Origin of the sequence: Fluviicoccus sp. (assembly GCF_030646115.1) — a bacterium.
Lineage (GTDB): Bacteria > Pseudomonadota > Gammaproteobacteria > Pseudomonadales > Moraxellaceae > Fluviicoccus.
In genome coordinates this window covers 52,036-75,881 of the sequence record NZ_JAUSMX010000023.1, presented here as the reverse complement: position 1 = coordinate 75,881, position 23,846 = coordinate 52,036, and the positions used below count along the sequence as shown (strand labels likewise).

Genomic DNA, 23,846 nt, shown 5'->3' with positions numbered 1-23,846 from the left:
CACTTTAACAGATTAGCCTCGTGCTGCCCAATATATGAAACCGTTACTCGATTTTGTCCCCCTGTTTGCATTTTTTGCCGCCTACAAACTTTATGACATTTATACAGCGGCCGGTGTCCTGATTGCCTCTTCGCTGCTGGTTTATGGCGGCATCTGGCTGGCTGCCCGCCGCCTGGAAAAGAGCCAGTGGTTCACACTGATTGCAACGGTTGCCTTCAGTTCCATTACCTTGATGCTGCATGATGAAGTCTGGCTGAAATGGAAAGCTCCGGTTATCAACTGGGTTTTCGCGCTGGTTTTCCTGGGCAGCCAGTTTATCGGGCAGAAGCCACTGGCCCGGAAAATGCTGGAGCAGGCGCTGGAAATGCCGGATGCCATCTGGAAACGCCTTAACCTGGCATGGGTGGCTTTTTTTCTGGTCATGGGCGCGGCCAATGCCTGGTTTGCATTTTTCATTCCGAAATACTGGGTGGATTTCAAGGTCTGGGGCAGCCTGGGCTGCACGCTGGTCTTCATGATTGCCCAGTTGTCGGTGTTATCCCGTTACGTCAAAAACGAAGAGAAGTCCTGATATGTGGTATGCCATCATGGCCGAAGATGTTCCCGGCAGCCTGACCCAACGCCTGGCCACCCGCCCCGCCCATCTGGATCGCCTGAAAGCCTTGCAGGCTGAAGGCCGGTTGTTTGTCGCCGGCCCCCATCCCGCCATCGACAGCCCCGACCCCGGTGAGGCCGGCTTCAGCGGCAGCCTGATCATTGCCGAATTTGACAGCCTGGAAGCCGCGACGGCCTGGGCGGATGCCGACCCCTATCGTGCAGCCGGGGTTTACGCCCGTGTCACGGTCAAGCCGTTCCGCAAGGCGCTGCCATGAGCCGGGGGTGGTTGTGCGGAGCAGCCATGCTGCTGTCCGGGATTTTGCACGCCAATCCGGCGGCTACTACGCCCGAGTCCGGTGCCCCTGCGCCTGAAGCCGGTTCGGGATCCCCGGCACCGGTCATTGCAAAACCGGCCGCATCGCCTGCCACCCTGCCCGCCACCGCCAAGCCGGTTCCCTCGCCAAAACCGGTAGCGCCCGTTGCCAAGCCTGCCCAGGAGAAGGTTAAACCGGCGGCTGATACCGCTGTGACACCAAAGCCTGCCCCGCAAACTGTTGTCGCCACCCCCCCGTTGGCGACAAACCCGGCAAAGCCGATGGCCGTTCCACCCATCCTCAGCCAGGGCAATATTGTGCTGCAAGCTGAGCTTGACCCGGTAGAGCGGGCGCGGCAAAGCCTGCTGGCCAACGCCGAAAAACTCAATGTCGCCAATCAAGCCTTGTTGAGCCGCAACCAGAGCCTGCTGATGCAAAATGAAAATCTGGCCCTGCAATTAAAAGTGCTGCAAAACGATCAGAGCTCGGAAGGCATTCGCAACGGTGCGCTGGCTGCCTTGGGGGGAGTCATTCTGGGATGGCTGCTGTCCGGTATCCGGAGGCCGCGAAACGACTCATGGTAATCATTCCGGCCGATCTTGAATGGCGCGACGGGCTACCTTGGTCGCGTCAGTTTGAGGACATCTATTTCTCGGTGGATAACGGGCTGGCGGAAAAACGTCATGTTTTTCTGGAGGGCAACTGCCTGCCGCAACGCTTCGCCTCCATGAGCCCCGGCCGGCACTTCACCATTGCAGAAACAGGTTTCGGCACCGGGCTGAACTTCCTCGCCGCTTGGCAACTGTGGGAGCAAACCCGAGTCGACGATGCCTGGCTGCATTTTGTGTCGGTGGAAATGCATCCACTAAAGGCAAGTGACCTTCAGCAAGCGCTGGCGCTGTGGCCGGAGTTGGCTGCACAGGCCAGTCAACTGCTGGAACAATATCCCTACCTGACACCCGGCTGGCATCGGCTGTTGTTTCCGGCAGCCCGTGTCAGCCTGACACTGCTGCTGGGTGAAGCGTCGCTGATGTTGCCGGATCTGAACGCTGATGTTGACGCCTGGTTTCTGGACGGTTTCTCCCCGGACCGCAATCCCGAACTTTGGCAACTGGACATTCTCGGCCACACCGCCAGGCTGGGCCGACCGGGCACCACAGCGGCCACCTACACCTGTGCCGGAGCCGTTAAGCGGGCGCTGGAGTCGCAGGGCTTCCGGGTAGAACGGGTCAAGGGTTTCGGCCGCAAACGTGAAATGATTATCGCCGAACAACAGCTGGCCGGTCCCTGCTCCGCCAACAGCCTGGACCGCCCCCGCCTGCACACCGCAGGCAAACGGCTGCTGGTTGTCGGAGCAGGCATTGCCGGCATCAGCAGCGCCCGCGCCTTTGCCCGTCGCGGCTGGCAAGTCACGCTGGCGGAAAAAGAGGACGGTCCGGGCGCGGGCGCATCCGGCAACCCGGCCGCCATCATCTACCCGAAAATCGCACCGCCGCATCTTTCCGCCTGGCACTTCCAGCAGCAAGGCTACCTCTGGTTACGGCAGCAGGTAAAACATTTGCCGGATATCTGGCGGGAAACCGGCCTGCTCTTGCTGCTGGCGGGCAATCAGCTTCGCGAAGGTGACAAGTTGCCGGGACATCCCTGGCATCCCGAATTGGTGCAGCGGCTCGACGCCAAGGACGCGTCGGCGCTGGCCGGAGTCACGCTGACCTCGGACTGCCTGCATTTTCCACAAGCGGGTTTCCTGCACCCGGATGCCCTGTACCGTGCCTGGCTGGATGACCCGCGCATCGATTGTCGCTGGCAAACCCGGATTGACGATTTACAGGCCGTGGAGAACCACTGGCTGGGTACAACCTCCGCCGGAGAGACACTGGCATTCGATGCCGTCATTTTGGCCAATGCCCTGGATGCCCGCAACGTTATTCCCAACCTGCCGGTATACCCGGTTCGCGGCCAGATCAGCCTGTTTCCCGGTACGCCCGGTTTGTCTGGCCTGAAAAAAGTGCTGTGTTATGGCGGCTATGTAACCCCGGCCTTTGACGGCGGGCACTGTATGGGCGCTTCCTTCGTGCCGCACGAAACCGACACTGATATCCGCGAGGAAGACCATCTCCACAACCGGCATTTACTGAAGACTTTTGTCCCGGCGCTGGCCCCCGCCCTGCCTCCGGCGGCGGCATGGCAGGGACGCGCCTCGCTGCGGGCGCAGAGCCAGGACTACCAGCCGCTGGTTGGACGCGCCGGAAACCGGCCCGGCCTGTATCTGAACATCGGTCACGGCTCCAAGGGATTCTGTTTTGCCCCGCTGGCGGCGGAAATCCTGGCCGCCGAACTGAACGGTGAACCGTTTCCGGTGCCGGACAGGGTCCTGAAAAGCCTGCATCCCGGCCGGTTTGCCCGCCGGGAAGCCCGGCGCCAAGGCACAGCCTTGGCGCCATCCTGATTTTTCACATTATTGTTGAGTGAGGCGCCATGATCGCCATCCGTGAAGCCTGGAACGCCGGCTTATTAAGTCGTCCACATTGGTTGCCAAACATTATTTCCGGACTGGTGGTGGGCGTGGTCGCCCTGCCGCTGGCCATGGCCTTCGCCATAGCTTCGGGAGCCAAACCCGAACAGGGCATCTATACCGCCATTATTGCGGGGCTTCTAACCTCACTGCTGGGCGGCAGCAGGGTGCAGATTTCCGGGCCTACCGGGGCTTTCATCGTCATCCTGGCCGGCATCACCGGCAAATACGGTATGGAAGGCTTGCAGATTGCCACCTTGATGGCCGGGGTCATGCTGCTGTTGCTGGGTCTGGCGCGCATGGGCAGCATCATCAAGTTCATTCCCAACCCGGTTATTGTCGGTTTTACGGCGGGCATTGCGGTGATTATCTGGGTAGGGCAATGGAAAGATTTTTTCGGCCTGCCGTCTACCGGCGGCGGGCATTTTCATGAAAAAGTCTGGCATTTGCTGCAGGTCTTGCCGCAGCTCCACCCAGCCACCACGGCGCTGGCGCTGGGCAGTCTGGCCATTGTCGTACTGACCCCGCGCATTCCCGTCATAAACAAGATCCCCGGCCCCATGCTGGCGCTGCTGGCAGCCACGGTCTTTCAGGCCGTGTTCGCTTTTCAGGGCGTCGCCACCATTGGCACGGCCTTCGGCGGCATCCCCCTGGGCCTGCCTGAATTCCACCTGCCTGGCATCACCCTGTCCCGTATTGTCGAGCTGATCGGCCCGGCGTTTACCATCGCCATGCTGGGCGCCATTGAATCGCTGTTGTCCGCCGTGGTGGCTGACGGCATGACCGGATCGCGCCACGACAGTAATCAGGAACTGGTGGGTCAGGGCATTGCGAATATTGCCGCCCCTTTGTTTGGCGGATTTGCCGCCACCGGCGCCATTGCCCGTACAGCCACCAACATCCGCAATGGTGGCACCAGCCCCTTGTCCGGCGTCATTCATTGCCTGACGCTGCTGCTGATCATCCTGTTCCTGGCTCCGCTGGCCGTACATATTCCCTTGTGTGTGCTCTCGGCCATCCTGTTTTTTGTGGCCTGGAACATGAGCGAGATGAAGCACTTCATCAACATGGTCAAACGTGCACCCCGGGCCGATGTCGTGATTCTGCTGATGACATTCCTGCTGACCGTTTTCACCGATCTGGTGGTGGCCGTCAATATCGGCGTCATTCTCGCCACCCTGCTTTTCCTGCGGCGCATGTCCACGGCGGTTGAGGTGCAACAACAATCCTCTGCCGATCTGGAGTTTGAACTGAACGGCCGCAAGCTGCCGGAAGGCGTACTGGTCTACACCATTGAAGGCCCGTTCTTTTTCGGGGCGGTGGAAAATTTCGAGCGGGCGCTGGCGAATACCCGCACCGACCCCAAACGGTTGGTCATCCGCCTGAAACGGGTGCCGTTCATGGATATCACTGGCATCCAGACGCTGGAGGAAGTGCTGCAAAAGTTCGTAAACCGCGGCGTTGAGGTGATCCTGTGCGAGGCCAACTGGAGCGTGAAGAAGAAGTTGCTGAAGGCGGGAACCATCCACAAGCTGGGGCGGCAAAACTATTACGATGACTTCACGATGGCGATTGAACACAAACGCCTGCAGACTGTCTCGACCTGAACCAAGCCGTCATTTGCCGGAGTCCTTGCTCCGGCAAATGACGGTCACTCAGTCCAGCCCCTGCTCCCTCAGCATGGCTAACAACTGTTCCTCACTCCAGACCGCCACCCCCAACCGGTTGGCATCTTCCAGTTTGGAGCCTGCGGCTTCCCCGGCCACCACTACGCTGGTTTTTTTTGAGACGCTGCCGCTGACCTTGGCGCCCAGTTTCTGCAGGCGGACCTTGGCCTCATCGCGGCTGAAGACTGTCAGGGCGCCGGTCAATACCCAGGTCTGACCGGCCAGCGGTTGCACATGATGACGCTCCACAGGCTTCCAGATTACACCGGCGTCCCGGAAGGCCTGGATCAATTCCCGGTGCTCCGGCTGGCTGAAATAACCCACAATCCATGCAGCCGAGACCTCACCGACATCCGGCACCTGTTTCAGCACTTCGACATCCGCCTGCATGAGGGCGTCGATATCACCGAAATACTCGGCCAGCGACAGCGCGGTGCTTTCACCCACGCCACGGATGCCCAGACTGAACAGGAAGCGCGGCAAGGTGGTTTCCCGGCTCTTGGCAATGGCAAGGACTATATTGGCCGCCAGCTTCTCACCCATGCCTTCCAGACCAGCCTCCAGCAGGGCCGATTCCGTCAGCCGATAGAGGTCGGCGCTGTTGCGCACCAGCCCCGCATCCAGCAATTGCACCAGCCAGCGCTCACCCAGCCCGTCGATGTCCATGGCCTTGCGCGACACGAAATGCGCCAGACGCCGTTGCACCTGCGCTTCGCAGGTATAATCGCCCGAGCAGCGCGCCACCACACCGCCTTCCTCCTGAACAATCGCAGAACCGCATACCGGGCACTGACAGGGCATCTCAACCGGCATCGCCCCGGGCAGGCTGGAAACAACCCGGTCCACCTTGGGAATCACATCCCCGGCCCGCATCACCTCGACTGTATCGCCTACGTGCAGCCCCAGCCGCCGGATCTCATCCAGATTATGCAGCGTCACATTACTGACCGTGACCCCGCCCACCAACACCGGACGCAGCCGCGCCACCGGCGTCAGCGCCCCGGTGCGGCCCACCTGGAAATCCACGGCCTCCACCGTCGTCACTGCCCGTTGCGCCGGGAATTTCCAGGCGACGGCCCAGCGTGGCTCGCGGCTGACAAAACCCAGTTGCTGCTGCTTCTGCAAGGAATTGACCTTGATGACCACCCCGTCAATGTCAAACGGGAGCTGCTCGCGCCGTTGACCAATGTCCTCGTAAAATTGCTCGACAAAGGCCAGCCCCGACCCCATCCTGATTTCATCACTCAGAGTGAAGCCGCCGCTCTTCAACCATTGCAAAACCTCAAACTGGGTCTGAGGTAAATTCACGCCTTCGGCCCGCACCACGGAGTACGCATAAAACGCCAGGGGGCGGCGCGCGGCAATGGCCGGATCCAGTTGCCTGACGCTGCCGGCCGCCGCATTGCGTGGATTGGCGAACACCTTCTCGCCCTTCGCCGCCGCTTCGGCATTCAGCCGCAGGAAACCGGCGCGAGGCATTAACACCTCTCCCCGCACCTCCAGCAATGCCGGCGGTTCGGTAAAATCCAGAACCTGCGGTAAATTGCGGATGGTGCGCAGGTTATGGCTGATATCTTCACCGGTGGTTCCGTCACCACGGGTAGCACCGTAAATAAAACGTCCTTGTTCATAAATCAGGCTGATCGCCAGACCATCCAGCTTCAATTCCGCACAATATTCAATATCACGGCTGTCGGGCGGCAGGCGGTCGCGAATACGACGCTCAAAATCGTGCAGTTCTTCCGCTGAAAAGACATTGCCCAGCGACAGCATCGGCACCACATGCGGCACGGAAACAAAAGCGGGTATCGGTTCTCCGCCCACGCGTCGGGTCGGTGAATCAGCCGCGCTTAATTCCGGGTGGGCGGTTTCCAGCATTTGCAGTTCGCGGAATAAGCGGTCGTAGCCATCATCACTGATTTCCGGATCATCCAGAACATAATAACGGTGATTGTGATAACGGAGTTGCTGACGAAGTTCGCGTGCTTTCTGAACAATTTCGGGACTGGCGGCCATGTCACCGGATTCCTGCTGGTTTATGGCTGCTAAAAATAGCGGGAAAATGACGATGGGTGAAGACTGAATGCAAGACTCGCGATAATTTGTGACGCCCGGATAAAAGGAAAGGGGATGTCAGACATCCCCTTTTCATTCCCTGCCCGCTGCGGATAATTAAACCGCGACGGCAACGCCCGACATCAACTGGCGGCGGGTGTATTCCAGCACATCTTCACGATAGTGCTCCACCAATTGCCGGTTCAGCGGGTTCTGGCTCTGGTCGAGCACTTCACCGTGCAGTTCTGCGGCAATGCGACGGGCAGTGTCAACCATCATGTCGTAGGCCAGCGCCGGTTGCGGGCTGGGCAAGGCCATGAACAAGGTCAGGCCGGGGATGAATTCACCGGTCATCGCTTCCAGGTCAAAGGCACCGACATCATCAGCGCGCGCCATGCTGAACAGCACATCACCATGACCGTTCGGATGCTCATGACGGTGGAACATCGACATTTCACCGAAACGCAGGCCGAAGGACAAGGCACACTTCAGCAGACGCTCACCGTCAAACGGGACATGGCTGGGCATGACATAGACGATCACATAGTCAGAGGCTTCCACCACCCGGCTTTGCGATTGCGACAGAGCCAGCGGGTCGACAAAATCGTCCTCGGCGCCAATGATCGTGTCTTCCGCGAACGCTTTCTTGCGGAGTTCCAGCGAGATTACGTTGGTGGCGGTTTCAGGCTCGTTCTTGGCCGGAACCACAAAACGGACGGTGTCCATTTCGTCATTGGCCGGCAATGCATCAACCGCCGACAGCTGCGGAGCCGCATCCACAACGGCCGCAACCTTCAGGGAAACGCCGCGACGGGCAAGATCACGGCGCTCGGCACGTGACACCACACGAATTCCATCCATGGTCGCTTCGGCGTTATCCGCCAGGCCGGCATCCGTACCGGTCCCGGAATTCCGGAAATAATCCCACACCGTTTTTGCCAGTACCAGCAGGGCGACTGCCACAGCGCCCCAAATCCAGTTTTCCATAGATAGAAACCTCATGCAGCTGCCAATGCTGCGGCTTGTTCTACATCCACTGCCACCAAACGCGAAACCCCTGGCTCGTGCATGGTGACTCCCATCAACTGTTGTGCCATCGCCATGGCTATTTTGTTATGCGTGATGTAAATAAACTGTACCTTCTGTGCCATTTCTTCTACCAGACGACAAAATCGACCCACATTGGCGTCGTCCAGCGGAGCATCCACTTCGTCCAGCAGGCAAAAAGGTGCGGGATTCAATTGGAAGATAGCAAAAACCAATGATAATGCTGTGAGCGCTTTCTCACCACCAGATAATAGATGAATTGTTGAATTTTTTTTACCCGGCGGACGGGCCATAATTGTAACTCCACTGTTAAGCGAGTCTTCTCCAACCAGGCTGAGTGTCGCCTCCCCGCCACCAAACACCTTGGGGAACAGATGCTGCAAACCGGCGTTGACCTGATTATAGGTATCCATGAACAGCGTCCGGGTTTCACGGTCAATATGCTTGATGGCATTTTCAAGTTTTTCCACCGCCTCTTCCAGATCCGCCGACTGGGCATCCAGATAGGCCTTGCGCTCCGCTTGCTGCTGATATTCTTCAATGGCAGCCAGATTAATGGCCCCTAAACGGCTGATCCGGACCGCGAGTTGTTCCAGACGGCTTTGCCAAAGCGTTTCATCAATATCCGGGGGTAAACCGGCCAGAATATCTTCCATCGCCACGCCCAGCTCCCGGACTTGCTCCTGTAAATACTCCTGGCGGGAGGCAATATTCTGCCAATGCAGGCGCCGGGATTCGAGTTGCTGACGCAATGGCTCGATACTGGCAAAAAGCCGGTGACGGTATTGCTCCATTTCCCGATACAGCCGCCCTGCTTCCTGCAAGGCCGACTCAGCATGCAGAACCCGCTCTTCGGCTTCGACTTTGCGGATATTCAGTTCTTCCTGCTGCATCATCAGTTCCGCCATCGGTTCGTGCTGGCCGGACTGCTCCGACTCCAGTTCCCTGACCTGCTGGCGAAGCTGCAGCAAATGCTGATCACTGCGTTGCAGGTTCTGGCGCAGCGCCCGCTCACGGGTCTGGCAGCCCTGCAACTCCAGCGCCAGGCGATGGCTCGCGGCGCGCTCCTCCTGCAGCCGCTGCCGCAATTGCAGCGCCTGTTCACGCAAGGCCTCACGCCGTGACAGTATGTCCTCCTCTTGAGCCTGGGACGCCTGCCAGACCTCAAGGTCATCCTGATGCCGGAGCCGGGCTTCGGCCAAGGCTTCGGCATCCTGCGCGTAATGCTCATCCAGGTCGGCCATTTCCTCGCGCACCCGTTGGGCCTGAAGCTGGGTCTGGGTCAGTTGCGCCTGCAGTTTCGCCAGCCGGGTCTGCTGCGCGCCGCGTTCCTGCAACTGACGGGAGAGCTGCTTCTGCAGTTGCCCGCGCAAAGTTTCATCCTGCTGCAATGCTTCGGCATTGCTGTGCTGTTCGCGCTGGGTTTCATCAACCTCACCCGCCAGCTCCAGCAGGCGGGCTTGCAGGGTCTCGATCACCTGTTGCCGCGCCAGCACGCTTTCTTCCGTCTTCGACGCGAAGACCCGTAACCAATGGCGGCCCAACCAATAACCTTCGGGCGTCACCAGACTTTCACCCGGCAAGAGTTCGTGCCGCTGTTGCAGCGCCTCCGTTAGGCCTGTGCAAAGACGCACCTTGGCCAGCCAGTCCGCGCCCACCGGTTCGATCATCAGACCAGCCAGGCTGCCGGGTGAGAACGGCTCCAACGGGGAGGACTCCACCAGCATCACATGCGGCGCCCCCTCCAGCGCATATTGTCCCAGATCGTCCACCATCAGCGCCGACAAGGCGTCGCCCAGCACCCCTTCCACCAGGCTCTCATGGCCGGGGGTCACCCGCACCACCTCGGCCAGCCGCGGCGCATCCCGCATGCCCTGACGGTCCAGCCAGGCATTCAGCTCCCGGTTGTCACGGCCCAAGGCGGCCTGTTGCAGCGCATTCAACGCCGAGAGCCTGCCTTGCAACTGCTGCTGCTCAGTCTTGAACACATGCAGTTGCCGGGCCAGTTCCTGCTGGCGGCGGCTGCCGGCCGTAATGCGGTCACCCAATTGCTCCAGTTGCAGTTGCGTTTCCTGCAGCAACTGATCCAGCATGGCCAGCTCTTCCTGTTGCGCGGATACATCGTGCAGCAGTTCATCGGTCGCATACTGTCCCAGGTCCTGCGTCAGTTTCAAACGCCGTTCCTGCGCACGCATCAAACCCTGCTCCAGCGCCAGAATGCGCCCCTGCCCCACCTGTACACGTGAACCGGCGGAGGACACCTCACGCTGGCAAGTCTCCAGCCGGGATTGCAATTGCTGCAAGGCCGACTCCCCGCTTTCCACCCGGAACAAGGCCTCTTCGTGGCGGGCCTGGCTTTCTTCCAGCGCCGGCTGCAAGGTCTCAAGCTCCATCAGAAGGTTTTCCAGCTCCATCTCATCCTGGGTGCGTTCATCGCCGGTTTGCAGGCAGCGCTGTTGCAGGTTGGCAATCTGCTGACCCAGTTGTTCGCGCCGCAAAGTCTGGTGACGTATCTGCTGGTCTACCGAGCCCACTGCGTTGCGGACAGCATGCAGTTGATTCTGGGACTCCAGTACGGCCTGATGACCAAGCTCCTCGCTCTCACGGGCGGCAGTCAGTGACTCTTCCAGACCCTGCTGCTGCTGCAGCGCCGAAGCCAGGGCTTCGGCCTGGGACTGGATTTCCTGCTCCAGGACCAATTGCTCGCCATGCATGTGCTGCCAGCGCCAGGCAAAAAGCTGTGCCTTGGTTTCGCGCTCCTCTGCCTTGAAACGCCGGAACTTCTCAGCCGCATCGGCTTGCTTCTGCAAATGTGCCAGTTGGCGGGATAATTCGTCGCGAATATCGTTGAGGCGGGACAGGTTATCGCGGGTATTGGCGAGACGGGTTTCGGTTTCCTTGCGGCGTTCCTTGTAACGGGAGATTCCGGCCGCCTCTTCAATATAATGACGCAACTCTTCCGGGCGCGCTTCAATCAGGCGGGAAATCATGCCCTGTTCAATAATGGCGTAGGAGCGCGGCCCCAAGCCAGTGCCCAGGAAAATATCGGTAATATCCTTGCGGCGGCAGCGGCTTCCGTTCAAATAATAATCGGATTTACCCTCACGGCTTACCTGACGGCGAACGGCGATTTCAGCGTAACGTCCATATTCCCCGGCCAGGGTGCCGTCCTGATTGTCGAAAATCAGCTCAATACTGGCCTGGCCGACCGGTTTGCGGGTGGTGGATCCATTAAAAATGACATCCGCCATCGACTCGCCCCGCAAATACCGGGCGGACGACTCGCCCATGACCCAGCGCACGGCATCAATGACATTGGATTTTCCGCAACCGTTGGGGCCGACAATGGCCGTCAGATTACTGGGGAAAGGGACCGTGGTCGGATCGACAAATGACTTGAAGCCCGCCAGTTTTATACTTTTTAGGCGCATGACCACGGAAATCCGGAGGGTGAGGCATGAAATTATACAGTAAAGCGGATTAGCGCCGGGAACGTTGCGCCCAGGCCAGCTCAATCTGCTTCATGCGCGCCAGGGAATCCAGAACCAGGCTGCGCAGATGCAGGCAGAAATCCCCCACCAGATCGGCGGCCTGCTCACCCTTGCGCAACAACACCGCCTCCAGCACGCCCTTGAAGAAATTATAGGCCTCTTGCAATTCACGCTTGTTGGTATGCAGGGCCAGATAATATCCACGCTGCAACGCCGGTTGTAAATCTTCCAGTATCTCTTCTATATAAGGATTCATGCTGAAACGGTAGCTCATGCGGAAAAAGGCAAATGAGCTTTCATAAAACCCTTCAATGTCACCGTCACGCACCAGCTGCTGCATTTTCTCCAGCAAAGCCGTGAAGCTCTCGGCATCCGACTGACGCCAGTTGTCAGCGGCGCGCCGCACCATGACGGATAACAGCAAGGTTACGATTTCAAACAGGCTTTTGATTTGCTGGGCGGACATTTCCGCCACCACCGCGCCGCGTCGGGGATAGATTTCAATCAGGTGCCGGCGTTCCAGGATCAGCAACGCTTCGCGCACCGAACCCCGGCTCACATTCAGCTCGCTGGCAATCCGCAACTCCTGGATGCGCTCTCCCTCCACCAGATCACCGGTAATGATCTGCCGCCCCACATGACGGGCGATTTGCTCGGCCAGACTCTCAGCAGCCTTGAATGTCGCGTCGTTCCCTTGTTCCAGCATGGTCGCCTCAACCTGTAAATCCAGTACGTTGGCAATTCTACCCTTTTGACTCATTGTCGTACAATCGGACTTTGAGCTTTTAACGGTTCCGACACGGGTTAAATCACGTTCAGCACCACACGGCTGGCAACCGCCTCCACTTCTCCGGTCACAGCCTCCGGCTCCAGCACAAAAACCCGGCTGTCCGTCACCTGCCCTTGTTCAATCAGTATCTGCCGCAGCGCACGGCTGCGGTCCAGGGCCAATTCCCGCAAATCACCGTCGGCAACCTCCTCTTTCTCCAGCAAGGCGGTCCTGAGGGAGGTCCGCCAGGCGGACTCGGCTTGCGGCTGCTCTACCGCGCCCGCCGGACGCATCGCCAGCGCCTTGAGTTGCTTCAAGGCTTCAGAGCTGAACTTCTCCAGATACAGGCTTTCCAGCGCCTTGATTTCCGTCCCCACCGCCGCCTTGCGCGCCTGAACCGCCTCATCCAGACGACGGACCTGCAATACCGACCTGTCCAGCGCCGGGTCAAAGGTGCCGCGCAACTCACTTTTGAGTTCGGGTCGTTTCTGCAACGCCTCGGCCAGCTTCAACAGCTTGTCGCGGGTTGGCTTGGAAACTTCCGCAGAACCGGGGGCAAACGCCAGGCTGTCCATGTCATCACCGCCACCAACCAGCCCGGCAATGAACCGGAACGGGGCGGTCGCCACCTTGGTGACGACATTGACAAACGCTTGCCAGACTATCGGCCCGACCTTGAATTGCGGGTCATCCAGACTGCCGCTGATGGGCAGGTCAAGATCAATGACGCCGTTGCTGTCCTTGAGCAAGGCCAGCGCCAGCCGCAGCGGCAAATTCACCGCGTCCGGACTTTCCACTTTCTCCCCCAGCGTCAACTGGTGCAGAACCACCTTGTTGGCGGCCTGCAAACGGCGGTCTTCGATCCGGTATCCCAGATCCAGCGACAATTTGCCTTTATCAATGCGATATCCGGCAAACTTGGCTGAATAGGGGGTGAGCGTGGTCAGCTCCAGATTATCAAAGCGGAGTTTCATGTCCGTATTGGCATCAGGGGCCAAGGGATTGATCTGGCCACGGATGTCGGCCTTGCCGTACTGGTCGACGCGCCCCTTCAAGGCGATATCGGCGACAGAGCCAGGACGCGTACTGATATGCCGAATATCGCCATTAAGCGATTCAATACCCGTAGCGAACTGCGGCTTCAGACTGAAGTCAGCAAAGAGCATGGAGCCGTTACTGACTGCCACGCGCTGCACTTCAACCGGTATATCCACTGTTCCGGAGCCCGGCTTCGTTTTTGACGGCGCAGCTTTCACGGAAGCCGTCGAACTGTCGCTGCGGAGAATCTGGCTGAAGTTGATGGTCTTATCGGGCAGGATCACCAGCCGGGTAAACGGCGAATCCGCCACAACTTCCCGCACCTTGAATTTCATGGGTGTCAGGCTGACATCCATCCCCTTGAGCTGCAGTCGCTTCCAGGCCAGAAAACGTTCCTGCAGGAACAAGTCGTTGGCCGCAAAATCAACAACGCCAACCTGCCCCTGGTAATCAGCCGACAGCTCTTTTTCCTGACGGAGCCGCAACCGTCCATCCATTTCCACCCGCCCGCTCACCAGTTGAAAACGGGCAAGGTCAGCCAGATACGGAGCCATGGGTGGCAACTCAAACCCGGTCAGCTGCACCCGGCTGTCCAGACGGAACGGTTGTTCATCCAGGCTGCCGGACATCGCCAGCCGGGACGCCTTGCCGATCTCAACCTCCCCTTCAAACCGGTGGGGTTTCTTCAGATCCAGTTCCGGATGGATGACAAGCCGGCGTATATATAAAGGAAGCTCCACCTTTTTTTTCGGTAACCGGTCTTCAATGGCTACCGTAAAATCATTCAGACCCAGCTCGCCCAGAGTCAGCTGCCACGGCTTGGACGGCAGGGGATCGGCGGCGGCGGCCGGCAACAAGCGGCGGTTCAAACGCTCCAGATACTGTTGCCAGTTGGAGTCCATAGCCGAAAGACGGATCAGGCGCGTTTTCCCCCGGCCAAAACTCAGCCGACCGGTTTCAAGGCGTTGTTGTTCCGGATAAAGCGTCAAGCCCTGCACCGCCATTTCCGGCAAATCGAGAATGACATCGGCGCCGTCATGCCACTGCATGGCCGTCAGCTCCGCCTTCCCCAAACCGGCCTTATCCGCAGCAGGGCTCCAGACCATGTCCTCCAGCCGCAATGAACGGAATGCCGCTACAGGCCCCGCCCCGTCTCCCAACTCCAGGTTTTCCAGCTTGAAAACCGGCAATGTTGCGCTTTGCTCAGGCCATTGCAAGCCGGCTCCCTGAAGTTCGATACGCCCCACCGCCAGTTGCAGGGGGTTGGCGGTGCGGGTCGTTGCCTTGAGGCCGCTGACGGCCAGCATGCCTTGATCCACCACAACACGCGGTGTTTCCGTCTCCAGGGACAAGGTATAATGCCCGGAAAAATCGAGGACCCCGCCGTTGACCGCCACCGGCAATAAATCCTGTGCGTACTCTGCCAGTGTTGCTGCCTGCCAGTGGCTCAGCGAGAGCTTGCCGGTGGAGCGAAGCGGATTGAGATTTACCGCACCTTCCCACGCCAAAAGCTCACCCTTCCCGGTTTCAGCCGCAAACACATACTTTCCCTGACCATCCCGATGCGAACTCAGGTTGACCAGCCGCAAGGTCAGCGGCTCCAGGGTGGTGGCGAAGGGAACCGGCCGGCTGTCATCCTGAAAATCAACCCGGCCTTGGCGGATGTCCAGCACCCCCAACTGCCAGGGGGTCTCAGACTTATCGGCCGGGTCATCCGGTGGAACCAGTTGCATCAAGTTGAGCTTGCCCGCCGCATCAATCCGGGCATGCAGCCGGGGTTGCAGGATATCGAAGTCATCCACTTCAATACGCCGCTGCCACAACGAGGCCACCGCATCCAGATTGAGATAGAGACTGCGGACGGACACCAGCACTTGGCCCTGAGGTTCCCGAACCGACACGTCATCCAGCCGCACCGCCAGCTGCCAGGGGTTGAACTGCACCTCACCCAGCTTCAGGTCCAGATTCAGGGTGTCATGCACATAATCCCGGGCCAGCTTCTGCACCAGATGCGGAGCAGCCAGAAAACCCAGCACTGTGTACAGAGTAAAGACAGCCAGGACTCCTGACCCCTGTTTTTTGCGACGCGGGGACAAGGCTTTCAAGGGCTTCAACATGATGGATTCGCCAGACAATTCATGAAGTGATATTAACACCGGCCACTTTGGTGCAAAACGAGAAACCATAAGTTTAACAATATTTTACGGCATGTTTTTTGGCTGGCTTACCCGTGGATTCCTGATTATCCAGTATCTTCCGGATAACAGCGCTCCGGAAATCCGTCGCCTTCTCCACCCGTTCTTTTATAAGCTTTTCTGTCGATTCATATATAAAAAAAGCATTTTTCTTATGAAGGTTGGCTTGATATGCTGCGCATCCTCCGACATCCAGCCAGACTTGCCAGGCTCAATCCATGTATCAATACGACGCCTACGACCAGAAAATCGTTGACGAACGCGTAGCCCAGTATCGCGACCAGACCCGCCGCTACCTGGCGGGCCAGCTTACTGACGACGAGTTCCGTCCATTCCGCCTGCAAAACGGGCTGTATATTCAGCGCTTTGCGCCGATGCTGCGCATTGCCGTGCCATACGGCATGCTCTCCAGCCGCCAGTTGCGGTTGTTGGCGCATATTGCCCGTCGTTATGACCGCGGCTATGCCCATGTCAGCACCCGTCAGAACTTCCAGTTCAACTGGCCGCTGCTGGAAGAAGTTCCTGACATCCTGGCCGAACTGGCCGGGGTGCAGATGCATGCCATCCAGACCAGCGGCAACTGTATCCGCAACACCACCACCGATCAATTTGCCGGTGTCGTGGCCGGTGAAATTGCCGACCCCCGCCCCACTTGCGAATTGATCCGGCAATGGTCGACGTTCCACCCCGAGTTTGCCTTTCTGCCCCGGAAGTTCAAGATTGCCGTGAATGCCCAACCGGACATCGACCGTGCGGCAACCGCCGTGCATGACATCGGCGTCTATCTGGTGCGCAATGCCGCCGGCGAGCCGGGTTATCGGATTCTGGTTGGCGGCGGACTGGGGCGCACCCCCATGGTCGGCGCCGTCATTCGCGACTTTCTGCCCCAGCGGGAACTGATTGCCTATCTGGAAGCCGTGCTGCGCGTCTACAACCTGCATGGCCGTCGCGACAACAAATACAAGGCCCGGATCAAGATCCTGGTCAAGGCATTGACGCCTGCCGTGTTTGCCGAAAAAGTGGAAGCCGAATTTGCGCATCTGCAAAACAGCCCGCTGATTGTCCCGGATGAGGAATTCCAGCGCCTGGCAGGTTTCTTCACGGAACCCGCTTATGAAAACCTGCCTGATTTTCCTGCCCCGCTGCAAGCCGGACTGGACAGTAACAAGGCTTTTGCCCTCTGGTTCCAGCACAATACCTGTGCCCACAAAAAAGCCGGCTATCGCATCGTCACCCTGTCACTGAAGCGTACCGGTGTCGCTCCCGGCGATGTGACTGATGCCCAACTTGACACCATTGCCGACCTTGCCGACCGGTTCAGTTTCGGTGAAGTCCGCACCACCCATGAGCAGAATATAGTGCTGGCGGATGTCCGTCAGGATCAATTGCCGGCTCTCTGGGAGCAACTGCGTGAATTGGGTCTGGCCACCGCCAACATCGGTTTCCTGACCAATATCATCTGCTGCCCTGGCGGGGACTTCTGTTCGCTGGCCAATGCCAAATCCATTCCCATTGCCGAACAGATCCAGCGCCGCTTTGAAGACCTCGATACTGTCTACAACATCGGCCTGCTGGATATCAACATTTCCGGCTGCATGAATGCCTGCGGTCACCACCATGTCGGCCACATCGGTATTCTCGGGGTAGACAAGAAAGGGGCTGAATATTATCAGGTGTCCCTGGGCGGTAGCGCCGGGCATGATGCCGCGATCGGCGACATTCTGGGGCCTTCGTTTTTTGCCGAAGACATGGGCGACGTGATTGAGGAAATTCTCAACACCTATCTCGATAACCGTCTGGACAACGAACGTTTCCTGGACACTTACCGCCGTATCGGCATCGCCAAGTTCAAGGAGCGGGTCTATGCCTAAAATCATCAAAGACAGGCAGATTGTTGAAGACCACTTTCAGCTCATTACCGAAGGTGTCTTACCTGCCGCCCCGGTGTATGTGAGTCTGGATTATTACCTGCAAAATCAGGAAACCGTGCTTAGCCACGCCTTCCCCAAAGGCGTGGTCCTCAAGCCCGACCAATCACCGGAGTTGCTGGGCGATACCATTCAACGGCTGGACCTGATCGCTCTTGACTTCCCGGCTTTTGCGGACGGCCGGGGTTATTCACATGCCTGGCTTTTACGAAACAGACTAAGCTTCAAAGGGGAACTCCGCGCGACCGGCGATGTCTTCAAGGACACCCTGTTTTATCTCAGCCGTTGCGGCTTTGACAGTTATGCAGTGCGCGCGGACAAAGACATGGAAGAGGCGCTACAGGGGCTCTCCGACTTTACGGAAAGCTACCAAGCCGGCATCGACCAGCCTTTGCCATTATTCCGGCGTCGGCAGTCCATCTGAACGGCGATATAAAAAAACCGGCAGTGAATGCCGGTTTTTTTTATCTGGGCCTTTGGAAACTCAGGGTTTGGGCAACGGGTTATAGCAAGCCTGCAACTGGATGTCAGAAATTACACCTTGCACCGTTGGAATTTCATCTGTGAATTTGGGCGTAATCTCACGTTTCTCATTCACTTGGACTTTTTCTTTTGAAGGGTCACCCGAATGCGTTTGTGAAAGCCGGTGAAATTTCAGGTAATTAACCCATGTTGCAGAAGCTACTGAGTTTTCCGCCTCATTATCCAGTATGGAAACACTACCTGCATGAACTGCTGAAAAACCGATCTTGACCTTGCCGCCACCGGCGCTGGTCGTCATGCCGATTTGCGTACCATACAGTGCCTCCAAACCAGGAATGCGGGGGATCAGCATCACCGGGCTGAAATAGTTGGACGAAAGCTCTTGAATCAACGCTGCCACAGAACCCAAGCGATACTCCTGCTGGCCTTCGGCATCCTGGTCACTGCCATCGGTCTTCAACGCACTGCAGTCCTGATCCACATCAGAGACGATATTACCGTTCTCAAGCACCGTGAAATCAATTTTCCCGACCACACATCCGTTGGCTCCGCAACCGCTCAGCGGGCGCGTGTCATTGTTACGCAAGGTCATCTTCAAATGCAGCGGGAAAACCGGCTTGGCGTTCTGCCCGGAAGGCAAGGTACTCATGGTTTTCCAGACCACCGGATCGAGGAACGGGTCAAGGGTGCGGAACCTCTGAATCGTCGCGTTGCCTTCATACTGTGTCAAACCGGTGGGTCCCAACCGTTTCCATGACCCGATTTTCTTGGGGTCGACCGGCTCGGAATCAGACAGGCCGAACAGGTTCCGGTAAAACACCGCATGTCCCAAAATAAAACCATGCTCCATGGTTCCGGCTGTAATCTGCACAGTGCCCAGATTCTCCCCGGTTCCCGCTGTGCCCACACGGAATGAAAAATCAGGCTTGATCAAACCGGACATATTGAAGCCGATATTATTGCTGACCGGCGTCAAATCTACCGGGGCGGATTTTAATCGCATATCACTGACGGAGCGCGGAATCGACAGATCAGACGCATCAGTTGGGGAAGTCTGCACTTCATCCAGCCATTCCAGACCAAAGCCCAAGGATTTGCCGTCCCGATCCAGCATTAACAGGAAACCTTCCAGTGCCTTTTGGGAAATCCTGTTAGAGCCCGCCACCACGGTTGAACCACTTTGCCCAACGACGCCGACATCCCGAAGGTTCTGCTTTTCCAGATCAACAAATCCGGAAAACACCTGCGGATTGGCCTCATAAACACCGGCCTGCAACGCCCGAAATCCGGTCATGTAGCGGTCAATTGCAGCCGTTGCGGAAGGTAATGTGACACCGGCTGGCCCGACCTTGGCCAAAACCGGCTGTATCAGGCTGTCAAAATTAGATGTTGAAAACAGCACGGCTGCAAAATCCGTCTCCAAGGCTTCAATTGCTTTTTTCCGTTCATCCGTCAGCGTAATGCGGCCGCTTGCGCCCGGATAAGCATCAGCGGGATCACCCATCGCCTGTAGGAAACGGATGATGTTCAGAACCTGAATTACCTTGTTTTCCTGAGCATTCAGGTCATCAATGGCGTAACCATTATCAACCAGATTACGGGGGGTAATCTGCAGGAATTTGACGGTCTGGTAATTGTTTACACTGACAACCTTGGCAATCTTGACCGAGCCTAGCACAATTTCACGAGTGCCGTTTTTGGCTTTCAGATAAAAAGTTACCACTGAATTATTGGGGCAACTGAACATTCCTGTCGCGGATGTTTCACCCACCACATTTTCACAACGATAATTCAGGCCAGCCACCGGTTCGTCAACAAACTGCCCGGAAACGCAGGTAGCGCCAACGCAGGACGACTTGATTTCGGTGACAGGATCGTCAAGATTGTTGCTGCCGCCGCAAGCGGTTAAAGCCGCAGCCACCGCAGCCAATGCGGTCGACAGATAAAGCCTGCGGAAAAGATCAGCCATGATTCCAGCCTCATTATTCATATATTTCAACCGAAAACGAACCTTCCCGCTGGTAGCTGAAAGGAAGCCTGCTCTTGATGGAGTCTGAAGGGTTGTGCAAAGTGACATAGGCAACACCGTCACCAACCAGCAAGGTTCCTTCAAGGGATTCAAAACGCAAATCTGTCGAGGGATTCTGGTGTGACCAATAATTCCAAGCGCCCGATATCACACACCCTTTGGCATCGCGAAAAACCACAACGGGTGTATAAAAGCCCGGAATCGCAATAGAATCGGAATGCGTCAACATGAACAAGGCGGAATCAGGCTTGATGTTTTTCAGGCTCAATACCATGTCCGGTTGGCGAGGATCCTCATCCAGTGGGCGATAAACACGAAACACACTACGATGCAAAATAGTTCGAGCCTTCTTCAAGGCGCGAGCAGAAAGACACTGTTCTGACGGGACACCATAAGACGTCAACTCATCCGGCAACAACACCTGATAGTTCGGTGATGGCCTGACGGTGGGAGCCGAGTCTTCCTCTCCGGCAGATGGCTGGGTCCAGACCGGCACACCGTCCTCTGACTCTAGCGGAGTCTTGCCCATGCTGCCATCCGGCAGATAATAAAACCGGTTTTTCCCTTCTGGCTTGTACCCTTTTTGCTCCAACTCCTCACTAAAGGTATATGGCTGGGTTTCAGACAACTTGTCGATGGCTCCGGCTTGCGACTCCCCCCCACTTTGCTTTTCCACTGCCTTCGGCTCAGGCTTCGACGCATCCACTGCCGGCGGACTTACATCCGAAGCTTTGGCTTCCGGTTTGCCATCCTGCGCAGCGGACGACTTGATCACTATCATCCGCCCATTAGCATCCACGGTTGGAAAAAACTTTTCCCCAGCCGTCGCAAATGAGCAAACCGCCGCCATCAAAACACACATTCCACGCATGAATCACCAGCGAGTACGGTAAACAAGACCCATGATATTGACCACTGCCCTGGTTTTGACATCGAGGCCGGCAAAGGGGTTGTAAACCAAGTTATTGACACCTGTATTGTTAAGCAAGCTACTGGAGTTGGCCGGAATATCGTCACGACTGCGAAGATGCATCAGTGTCAGATCCAGATCGGTATCACGATCAAATTTATAACCGATACCGGTGCCGAACATTTGGGCATCATTGATAGGTGCCAGCGCATTACGCTTGTTCAACGGAATAGCGCTCTTGCGGGGTTCATAACCCAAACGGAATTTCAGGCGGTTGGTATGCGAATATTCAATACCGACACCCCAACTCCAAGGGCTGGAGAAACCCAATGGGAAATTCAAGGTTGTGGGTGTGGTGCCGGGCACCAGCAGACGGGCAATCTGCAGCACGGCCAATTGCCGGTCAAACTCGAATTTGAAGGCATCCCATGCACCATAGTCGGTCCAGCCAATATCGAAATTAATTTGCAGGGGAGGAATGACCTTATACTTAATGCCGGTCTGAAAGTGGGCCGGATAAGTCAGGTTCATGGACATCAACCCTTCTTCCTTGGCCGGCATATAAGTGGGCAAACCAAGAATTGCACCAAGAATCTGGCCGGTAATGGAGCTTTGCAAGCCGTTATTGATCAGTTCACGGGCACCCTTTTCGTAGGTGATTTTATATTTGCCCTTCAGTCGCATATTACTGCCGCTCTGATAGACCGCTCCCCAAGCGAAACTGTCATTCGGCTCCCAGAGCACACCCAAGTTATAAGTAGGGGACAATGTTTGCTGCATGCTTACATCCAGCGCCGCCAGCTTTTTGAACGGGCCCAGGCTTTCCTCGGCATTACAGATACCGAACAGCAGCAAATCAGTGACAATATTGGCGTTCCCCTTGAACGGAGCGCAGACATCTTCGTCTAGCAACCGGAAAACACCAATCAGTTCGTTGGGTCCTCTAAAATCCGTATTCAGGGTAATAGCCTGATAGGACATCCCGACTGAAAGCCCTACAGAAAGATCATCCGTCAGCTTGTAGGCCACAGAAGGCGAGAGATAGGTAATCCGTTCCAGCGCAACCTCCTTGCCCATGAAGGTTCCAGGATCATCAGGACTACGATATAGACCGGCAATCATGGGTGCATAGGCAGCCGTGGCGAAAGTGAAACGCGAGCCAGGAGGCTTGTATGCAATGCCAGCAGTAGGAGCGGCAATCGGACCAGGCGGCAACTTCACGAACTTGTCCAGAATGGGTAGATAAAGACCCACCCCCTTCACGGAACTTCTGCCAATCCTAAAGTTGGAGCAGAGTCGTTCGCCATCATTTTCAGCGTCATCACAAACTACAGGGTCATCAGAATAACCAAAGACATTAAAACCTTTGGGAGCAGAGAACTCACTCTCAATAGAGAAGTCTGCCATCAGTAACTGGACATCGAGCTGCAAACCATTGATTTTGGTAAGTCCAGCCGGGTTGAAGTGAATGGCATTCACACCCGGAGGATCGGCCGTAACCGCATTACCCAGTGACAATGACCGGAGATCAACGGAAAGATTCTGAGCCAGCTGCGCCTGAGCCGCACTGCCGGAGAGACAAACCGCCGCTGCCAGCGCACATCTCTTTCCCTTTAAATATGACATTTTCATTCTTTCACCCGGCCATCAAACGCGGTCAGTTAGCCGAAGCCAATCCAAGGAACTCTATCGGCATCGAGAAGCCCAATGTCACGTCAGGGGTGTCTTCGGTAAGACCATAGCCCAGATTCAGGTTGACAATGCGTTTAGGCGACGTACGGAGGGAAAGCGAAAAGTTGACCAATGCCGATACTTGGGTTGCAGACTCAACATACTTGCCATCATTAAACTTGAACCGGGAACCAGAGGTAACGCTTTGCTGGAAAGAGGCACTCATGCTCACATCATAATTCAGCGAATACGCAAAACCCATGGATACACCCAAGGTATCACCTGGGCTAACCCCGACCAAAGCTCGCGAACCGCGCTGCTGATTCAAGCTGCCAATATTATTACTGATAGTGGCGCTTGCAGAACCAAATAGCACAATGGGGTCTGTCACCTTGTTCATACTGACGCCGCCGGAGAAGCTGTAATAGCCCTTGCCAGTGGATAGATCCTGCCCGGCGTTGATTTCAAATGGACTATCGCCGGTGGCCGTGGAAATTGAACCAAACAATGTAGTGGTAGGCAGCCCGTTTTTCAGAGGCACCGGTTGCCACCTGACCCCGAGGGAAAGGTCTCCCAGTCCAACGACTTGCTTGTCCGCCTGGGAATCAATCTTGTAAACCAAGGGCAAACTGGCGGAAAAAGTCAGGTTATCCCGAAAGCCATAGGTGACTTCGAGCGAGTTGGAAAAAGTATGCTGAGCATCTTCCTCAATACGGAAACGGGTCAATCCGGAACCATTGCCATCCAGGGCAATATCAATACGACTGTCGCGGTAATAACTATAGTCGCCGCTATAGTTAGCGCCGAACTTGCCTTGCTTGAGCAGGGAATAAGTTTTTTCAGTAGCCTTGAATACCTGCTCAAGATTCTTGGTTGAACTGGCGTCTTCACTTTTCTGCGTCAAGGCGTCACGGGCCGCATCCGCGCCAGAAGCTGGTGCGGCAGCGGGAGTCACGGCTGCTGGTACAGCTGCCGCAGGCGTCGCAGCCGGGGCTGAAGCATCAGCTGCGGGCTGATCTTCCGCATAGGCCGCCGAGAAACACAAGCCATTCAGCATCATCACGAGATGCGGCGCCTTACCCCAATTTCTCATCATTGTAATTCCTTGGTCTTGTAAGAGTCTAATTCAGCTCAGCC

At 56.9% G+C, this 23,846-nt stretch carries 16 protein-coding genes; 7 read left to right on the top strand and 9 right to left on the bottom strand.

Translation table 11 applies throughout. The annotated features are described in order from the left end of the window. Positions 1-34 precede the first annotated feature (34 nt). The 5 genes from ispZ to Q7T36_RS15230 are packed head-to-tail and all read left to right on the top strand — an operon-like array spanning position 35 to position 5,033. Complete coding sequence (ispZ, locus tag Q7T36_RS15250) at positions 35-571, top strand: septation protein IspZ (RefSeq protein WP_304850524.1); 537 nt, start codon at positions 35-37, stop codon at positions 569-571. Position 572: 1 nt separating this feature from the next. After that, the gene (locus Q7T36_RS15245) at positions 573-872 is read left to right on the top strand and encodes a YciI family protein (RefSeq protein ID WP_304850521.1); all 300 of its coding nucleotides are present in this window, start codon (positions 573-575) and stop codon (positions 870-872) included. A gap of 26 nt (positions 873-898) precedes the next feature. Then, positions 899-1,495: a hypothetical protein gene (locus Q7T36_RS15240; RefSeq protein ID WP_304850518.1), complete on the top strand. Its 597-nt coding sequence runs from the start codon at positions 899-901 to the stop codon at positions 1,493-1,495. Next, positions 1,489-3,360, top strand: coding sequence for a bifunctional tRNA (5-methylaminomethyl-2-thiouridine)(34)-methyltransferase MnmD/FAD-dependent 5-carboxymethylaminomethyl-2-thiouridine(34) oxidoreductase MnmC (gene mnmC, locus Q7T36_RS15235; RefSeq protein WP_304850515.1), 1,872 nt, complete (start codon positions 1,489-1,491; stop codon positions 3,358-3,360). The genes Q7T36_RS15240 and mnmC overlap by 7 nt, the downstream gene beginning before the upstream one ends. A 29-nt stretch (positions 3,361-3,389) precedes the next feature. Next, positions 3,390-5,033 (top strand): SulP family inorganic anion transporter, encoded by a 1,644-nt coding sequence (locus Q7T36_RS15230; RefSeq protein WP_304850511.1) that lies wholly within the window; start codon positions 3,390-3,392, stop codon positions 5,031-5,033. A 48-nt stretch (positions 5,034-5,081) separates the two neighbouring features. On the opposite strand, the gene ligA is transcribed toward Q7T36_RS15230, so the two are convergent. The 5 genes from ligA to Q7T36_RS15205 form a co-directional block, all read right to left on the bottom strand. Continuing rightward, positions 5,082-7,109 carry an NAD-dependent DNA ligase LigA gene (gene ligA / locus Q7T36_RS15225; protein ID WP_304850508.1) on the bottom strand — a complete coding sequence of 676 codons (2,028 nt, stop codon included), beginning with the start codon at positions 7,107-7,109 and terminating at the stop codon, positions 5,082-5,084. 156 nt (positions 7,110-7,265) lie between these two features. Further along, positions 7,266-8,135, bottom strand: a complete 870-nt coding sequence (zipA, locus tag Q7T36_RS15220) for a cell division protein ZipA (protein WP_304850505.1) — start codon at positions 8,133-8,135, stop codon at positions 7,266-7,268. A gap of 11 nt (positions 8,136-8,146) precedes the next feature. Beyond that, entirely contained in the window at positions 8,147-11,626 is a 3,480-nt protein-coding gene (gene smc / locus Q7T36_RS15215) for a chromosome segregation protein SMC (protein ID WP_304850502.1), read from the bottom strand. 49 nt (positions 11,627-11,675) lie between these two features. After that, complete coding sequence (locus Q7T36_RS15210) at positions 11,676-12,392, bottom strand: GntR family transcriptional regulator (protein WP_304850730.1); 717 nt, start codon at positions 12,390-12,392, stop codon at positions 11,676-11,678. A gap of 98 nt (positions 12,393-12,490) precedes the next feature. After that, a complete protein-coding gene (locus Q7T36_RS15205; protein WP_304850499.1) occupies positions 12,491-15,610 on the bottom strand; it encodes a DUF748 domain-containing protein in 3,120 nt (1,039 codons plus the stop codon). Positions 15,611-15,906: 296 nt separating this feature from the next. Between Q7T36_RS15205 and Q7T36_RS15200 the strand changes: the two genes are divergently transcribed. Beyond that, the gene (locus Q7T36_RS15200) at positions 15,907-17,559 is read left to right on the top strand and encodes a nitrite/sulfite reductase (protein WP_304850496.1); all 1,653 of its coding nucleotides are present in this window, start codon (positions 15,907-15,909) and stop codon (positions 17,557-17,559) included. Next, positions 17,552-18,040, top strand: a complete 489-nt coding sequence (locus tag Q7T36_RS15195) for a DUF934 domain-containing protein (protein WP_304850493.1) — start codon at positions 17,552-17,554, stop codon at positions 18,038-18,040. Before Q7T36_RS15200 ends, Q7T36_RS15195 begins: the two co-directional genes overlap by 8 nt. A gap of 60 nt (positions 18,041-18,100) precedes the next feature. Here Q7T36_RS15195 and Q7T36_RS15190 read toward each other — a convergent pair whose 3' ends face one another. The 4 genes from Q7T36_RS15190 to Q7T36_RS15175 are packed head-to-tail and all read right to left on the bottom strand — an operon-like array spanning position 18,101 to position 23,805. Further along, positions 18,101-20,068, bottom strand: coding sequence for a hypothetical protein (locus Q7T36_RS15190; RefSeq protein ID WP_304850490.1), 1,968 nt, complete (start codon positions 20,066-20,068; stop codon positions 18,101-18,103). Positions 20,069-20,081: 13 nt separating this feature from the next. Next, positions 20,082-20,999 carry a hypothetical protein gene (locus Q7T36_RS15185; protein ID WP_304850487.1) on the bottom strand — a complete coding sequence of 306 codons (918 nt, stop codon included), beginning with the start codon at positions 20,997-20,999 and terminating at the stop codon, positions 20,082-20,084. Between the two features lie 3 nt (positions 21,000-21,002). Continuing rightward, on the bottom strand, positions 21,003-22,664 hold the full coding sequence (locus Q7T36_RS15180; RefSeq protein WP_304850727.1) for an OmpP1/FadL family transporter: 1,662 nt from the start codon (positions 22,662-22,664) through the stop codon (positions 21,003-21,005). A gap of 31 nt (positions 22,665-22,695) precedes the next feature. Continuing rightward, the gene (locus tag Q7T36_RS15175; protein WP_304850484.1) at positions 22,696-23,805 is read right to left on the bottom strand and encodes a hypothetical protein; all 1,110 of its coding nucleotides are present in this window, start codon (positions 23,803-23,805) and stop codon (positions 22,696-22,698) included. Positions 23,806-23,846: the final 41 nt, after the last annotated feature.

Bases quoted from the DNA above. Each gene is read 5' to 3' on its own strand.
- mnmC (WP_304850515.1), top strand. From the start codon at position 1,489: ATGGTAATCATTCCGGCCGATCTTGAATGGCGCGACGGGCTACCTTGG.
- Q7T36_RS15185 (WP_304850487.1), bottom strand. From the start codon at position 20,999: ATGCGTGGAATGTGTGTTTTGATGGCGGCGGTTTGCTCATTTGCGACG.
- Q7T36_RS15175 (WP_304850484.1), bottom strand. From the start codon at position 23,805: ATGATGAGAAATTGGGGTAAGGCGCCGCATCTCGTGATGATGCTGAAT.
- ispZ (WP_304850524.1), top strand. From the start codon at position 35: ATGAAACCGTTACTCGATTTTGTCCCCCTGTTTGCATTTTTTGCCGCC.
- Q7T36_RS15180 (WP_304850727.1), bottom strand. From the start codon at position 22,664: ATGTCATATTTAAAGGGAAAGAGATGTGCGCTGGCAGCGGCGGTTTGT.
- Q7T36_RS15230 (WP_304850511.1), top strand. From the start codon at position 3,390: ATGATCGCCATCCGTGAAGCCTGGAACGCCGGCTTATTAAGTCGTCCA.
- smc (WP_304850502.1), bottom strand. From the start codon at position 11,626: ATGCGCCTAAAAAGTATAAAACTGGCGGGCTTCAAGTCATTTGTCGAT.
- Q7T36_RS15200 (WP_304850496.1), top strand. From the start codon at position 15,907: ATGTATCAATACGACGCCTACGACCAGAAAATCGTTGACGAACGCGTA.
- zipA (WP_304850505.1), bottom strand. From the start codon at position 8,135: ATGGAAAACTGGATTTGGGGCGCTGTGGCAGTCGCCCTGCTGGTACTG.
- Q7T36_RS15205 (WP_304850499.1), bottom strand. From the start codon at position 15,610: ATGTTGAAGCCCTTGAAAGCCTTGTCCCCGCGTCGCAAAAAACAGGGG.
- Q7T36_RS15195 (WP_304850493.1), top strand. From the start codon at position 17,552: ATGCCTAAAATCATCAAAGACAGGCAGATTGTTGAAGACCACTTTCAG.
- Q7T36_RS15245 (WP_304850521.1), top strand. From the start codon at position 573: ATGTGGTATGCCATCATGGCCGAAGATGTTCCCGGCAGCCTGACCCAA.
- ligA (WP_304850508.1), bottom strand. From the start codon at position 7,109: ATGGCCGCCAGTCCCGAAATTGTTCAGAAAGCACGCGAACTTCGTCAG.
- Q7T36_RS15210 (WP_304850730.1), bottom strand. From the start codon at position 12,392: ATGCTGGAACAAGGGAACGACGCGACATTCAAGGCTGCTGAGAGTCTG.
- Q7T36_RS15190 (WP_304850490.1), bottom strand. From the start codon at position 20,068: ATGGCTGATCTTTTCCGCAGGCTTTATCTGTCGACCGCATTGGCTGCG.
- Q7T36_RS15240 (WP_304850518.1), top strand. From the start codon at position 899: ATGCTGCTGTCCGGGATTTTGCACGCCAATCCGGCGGCTACTACGCCC.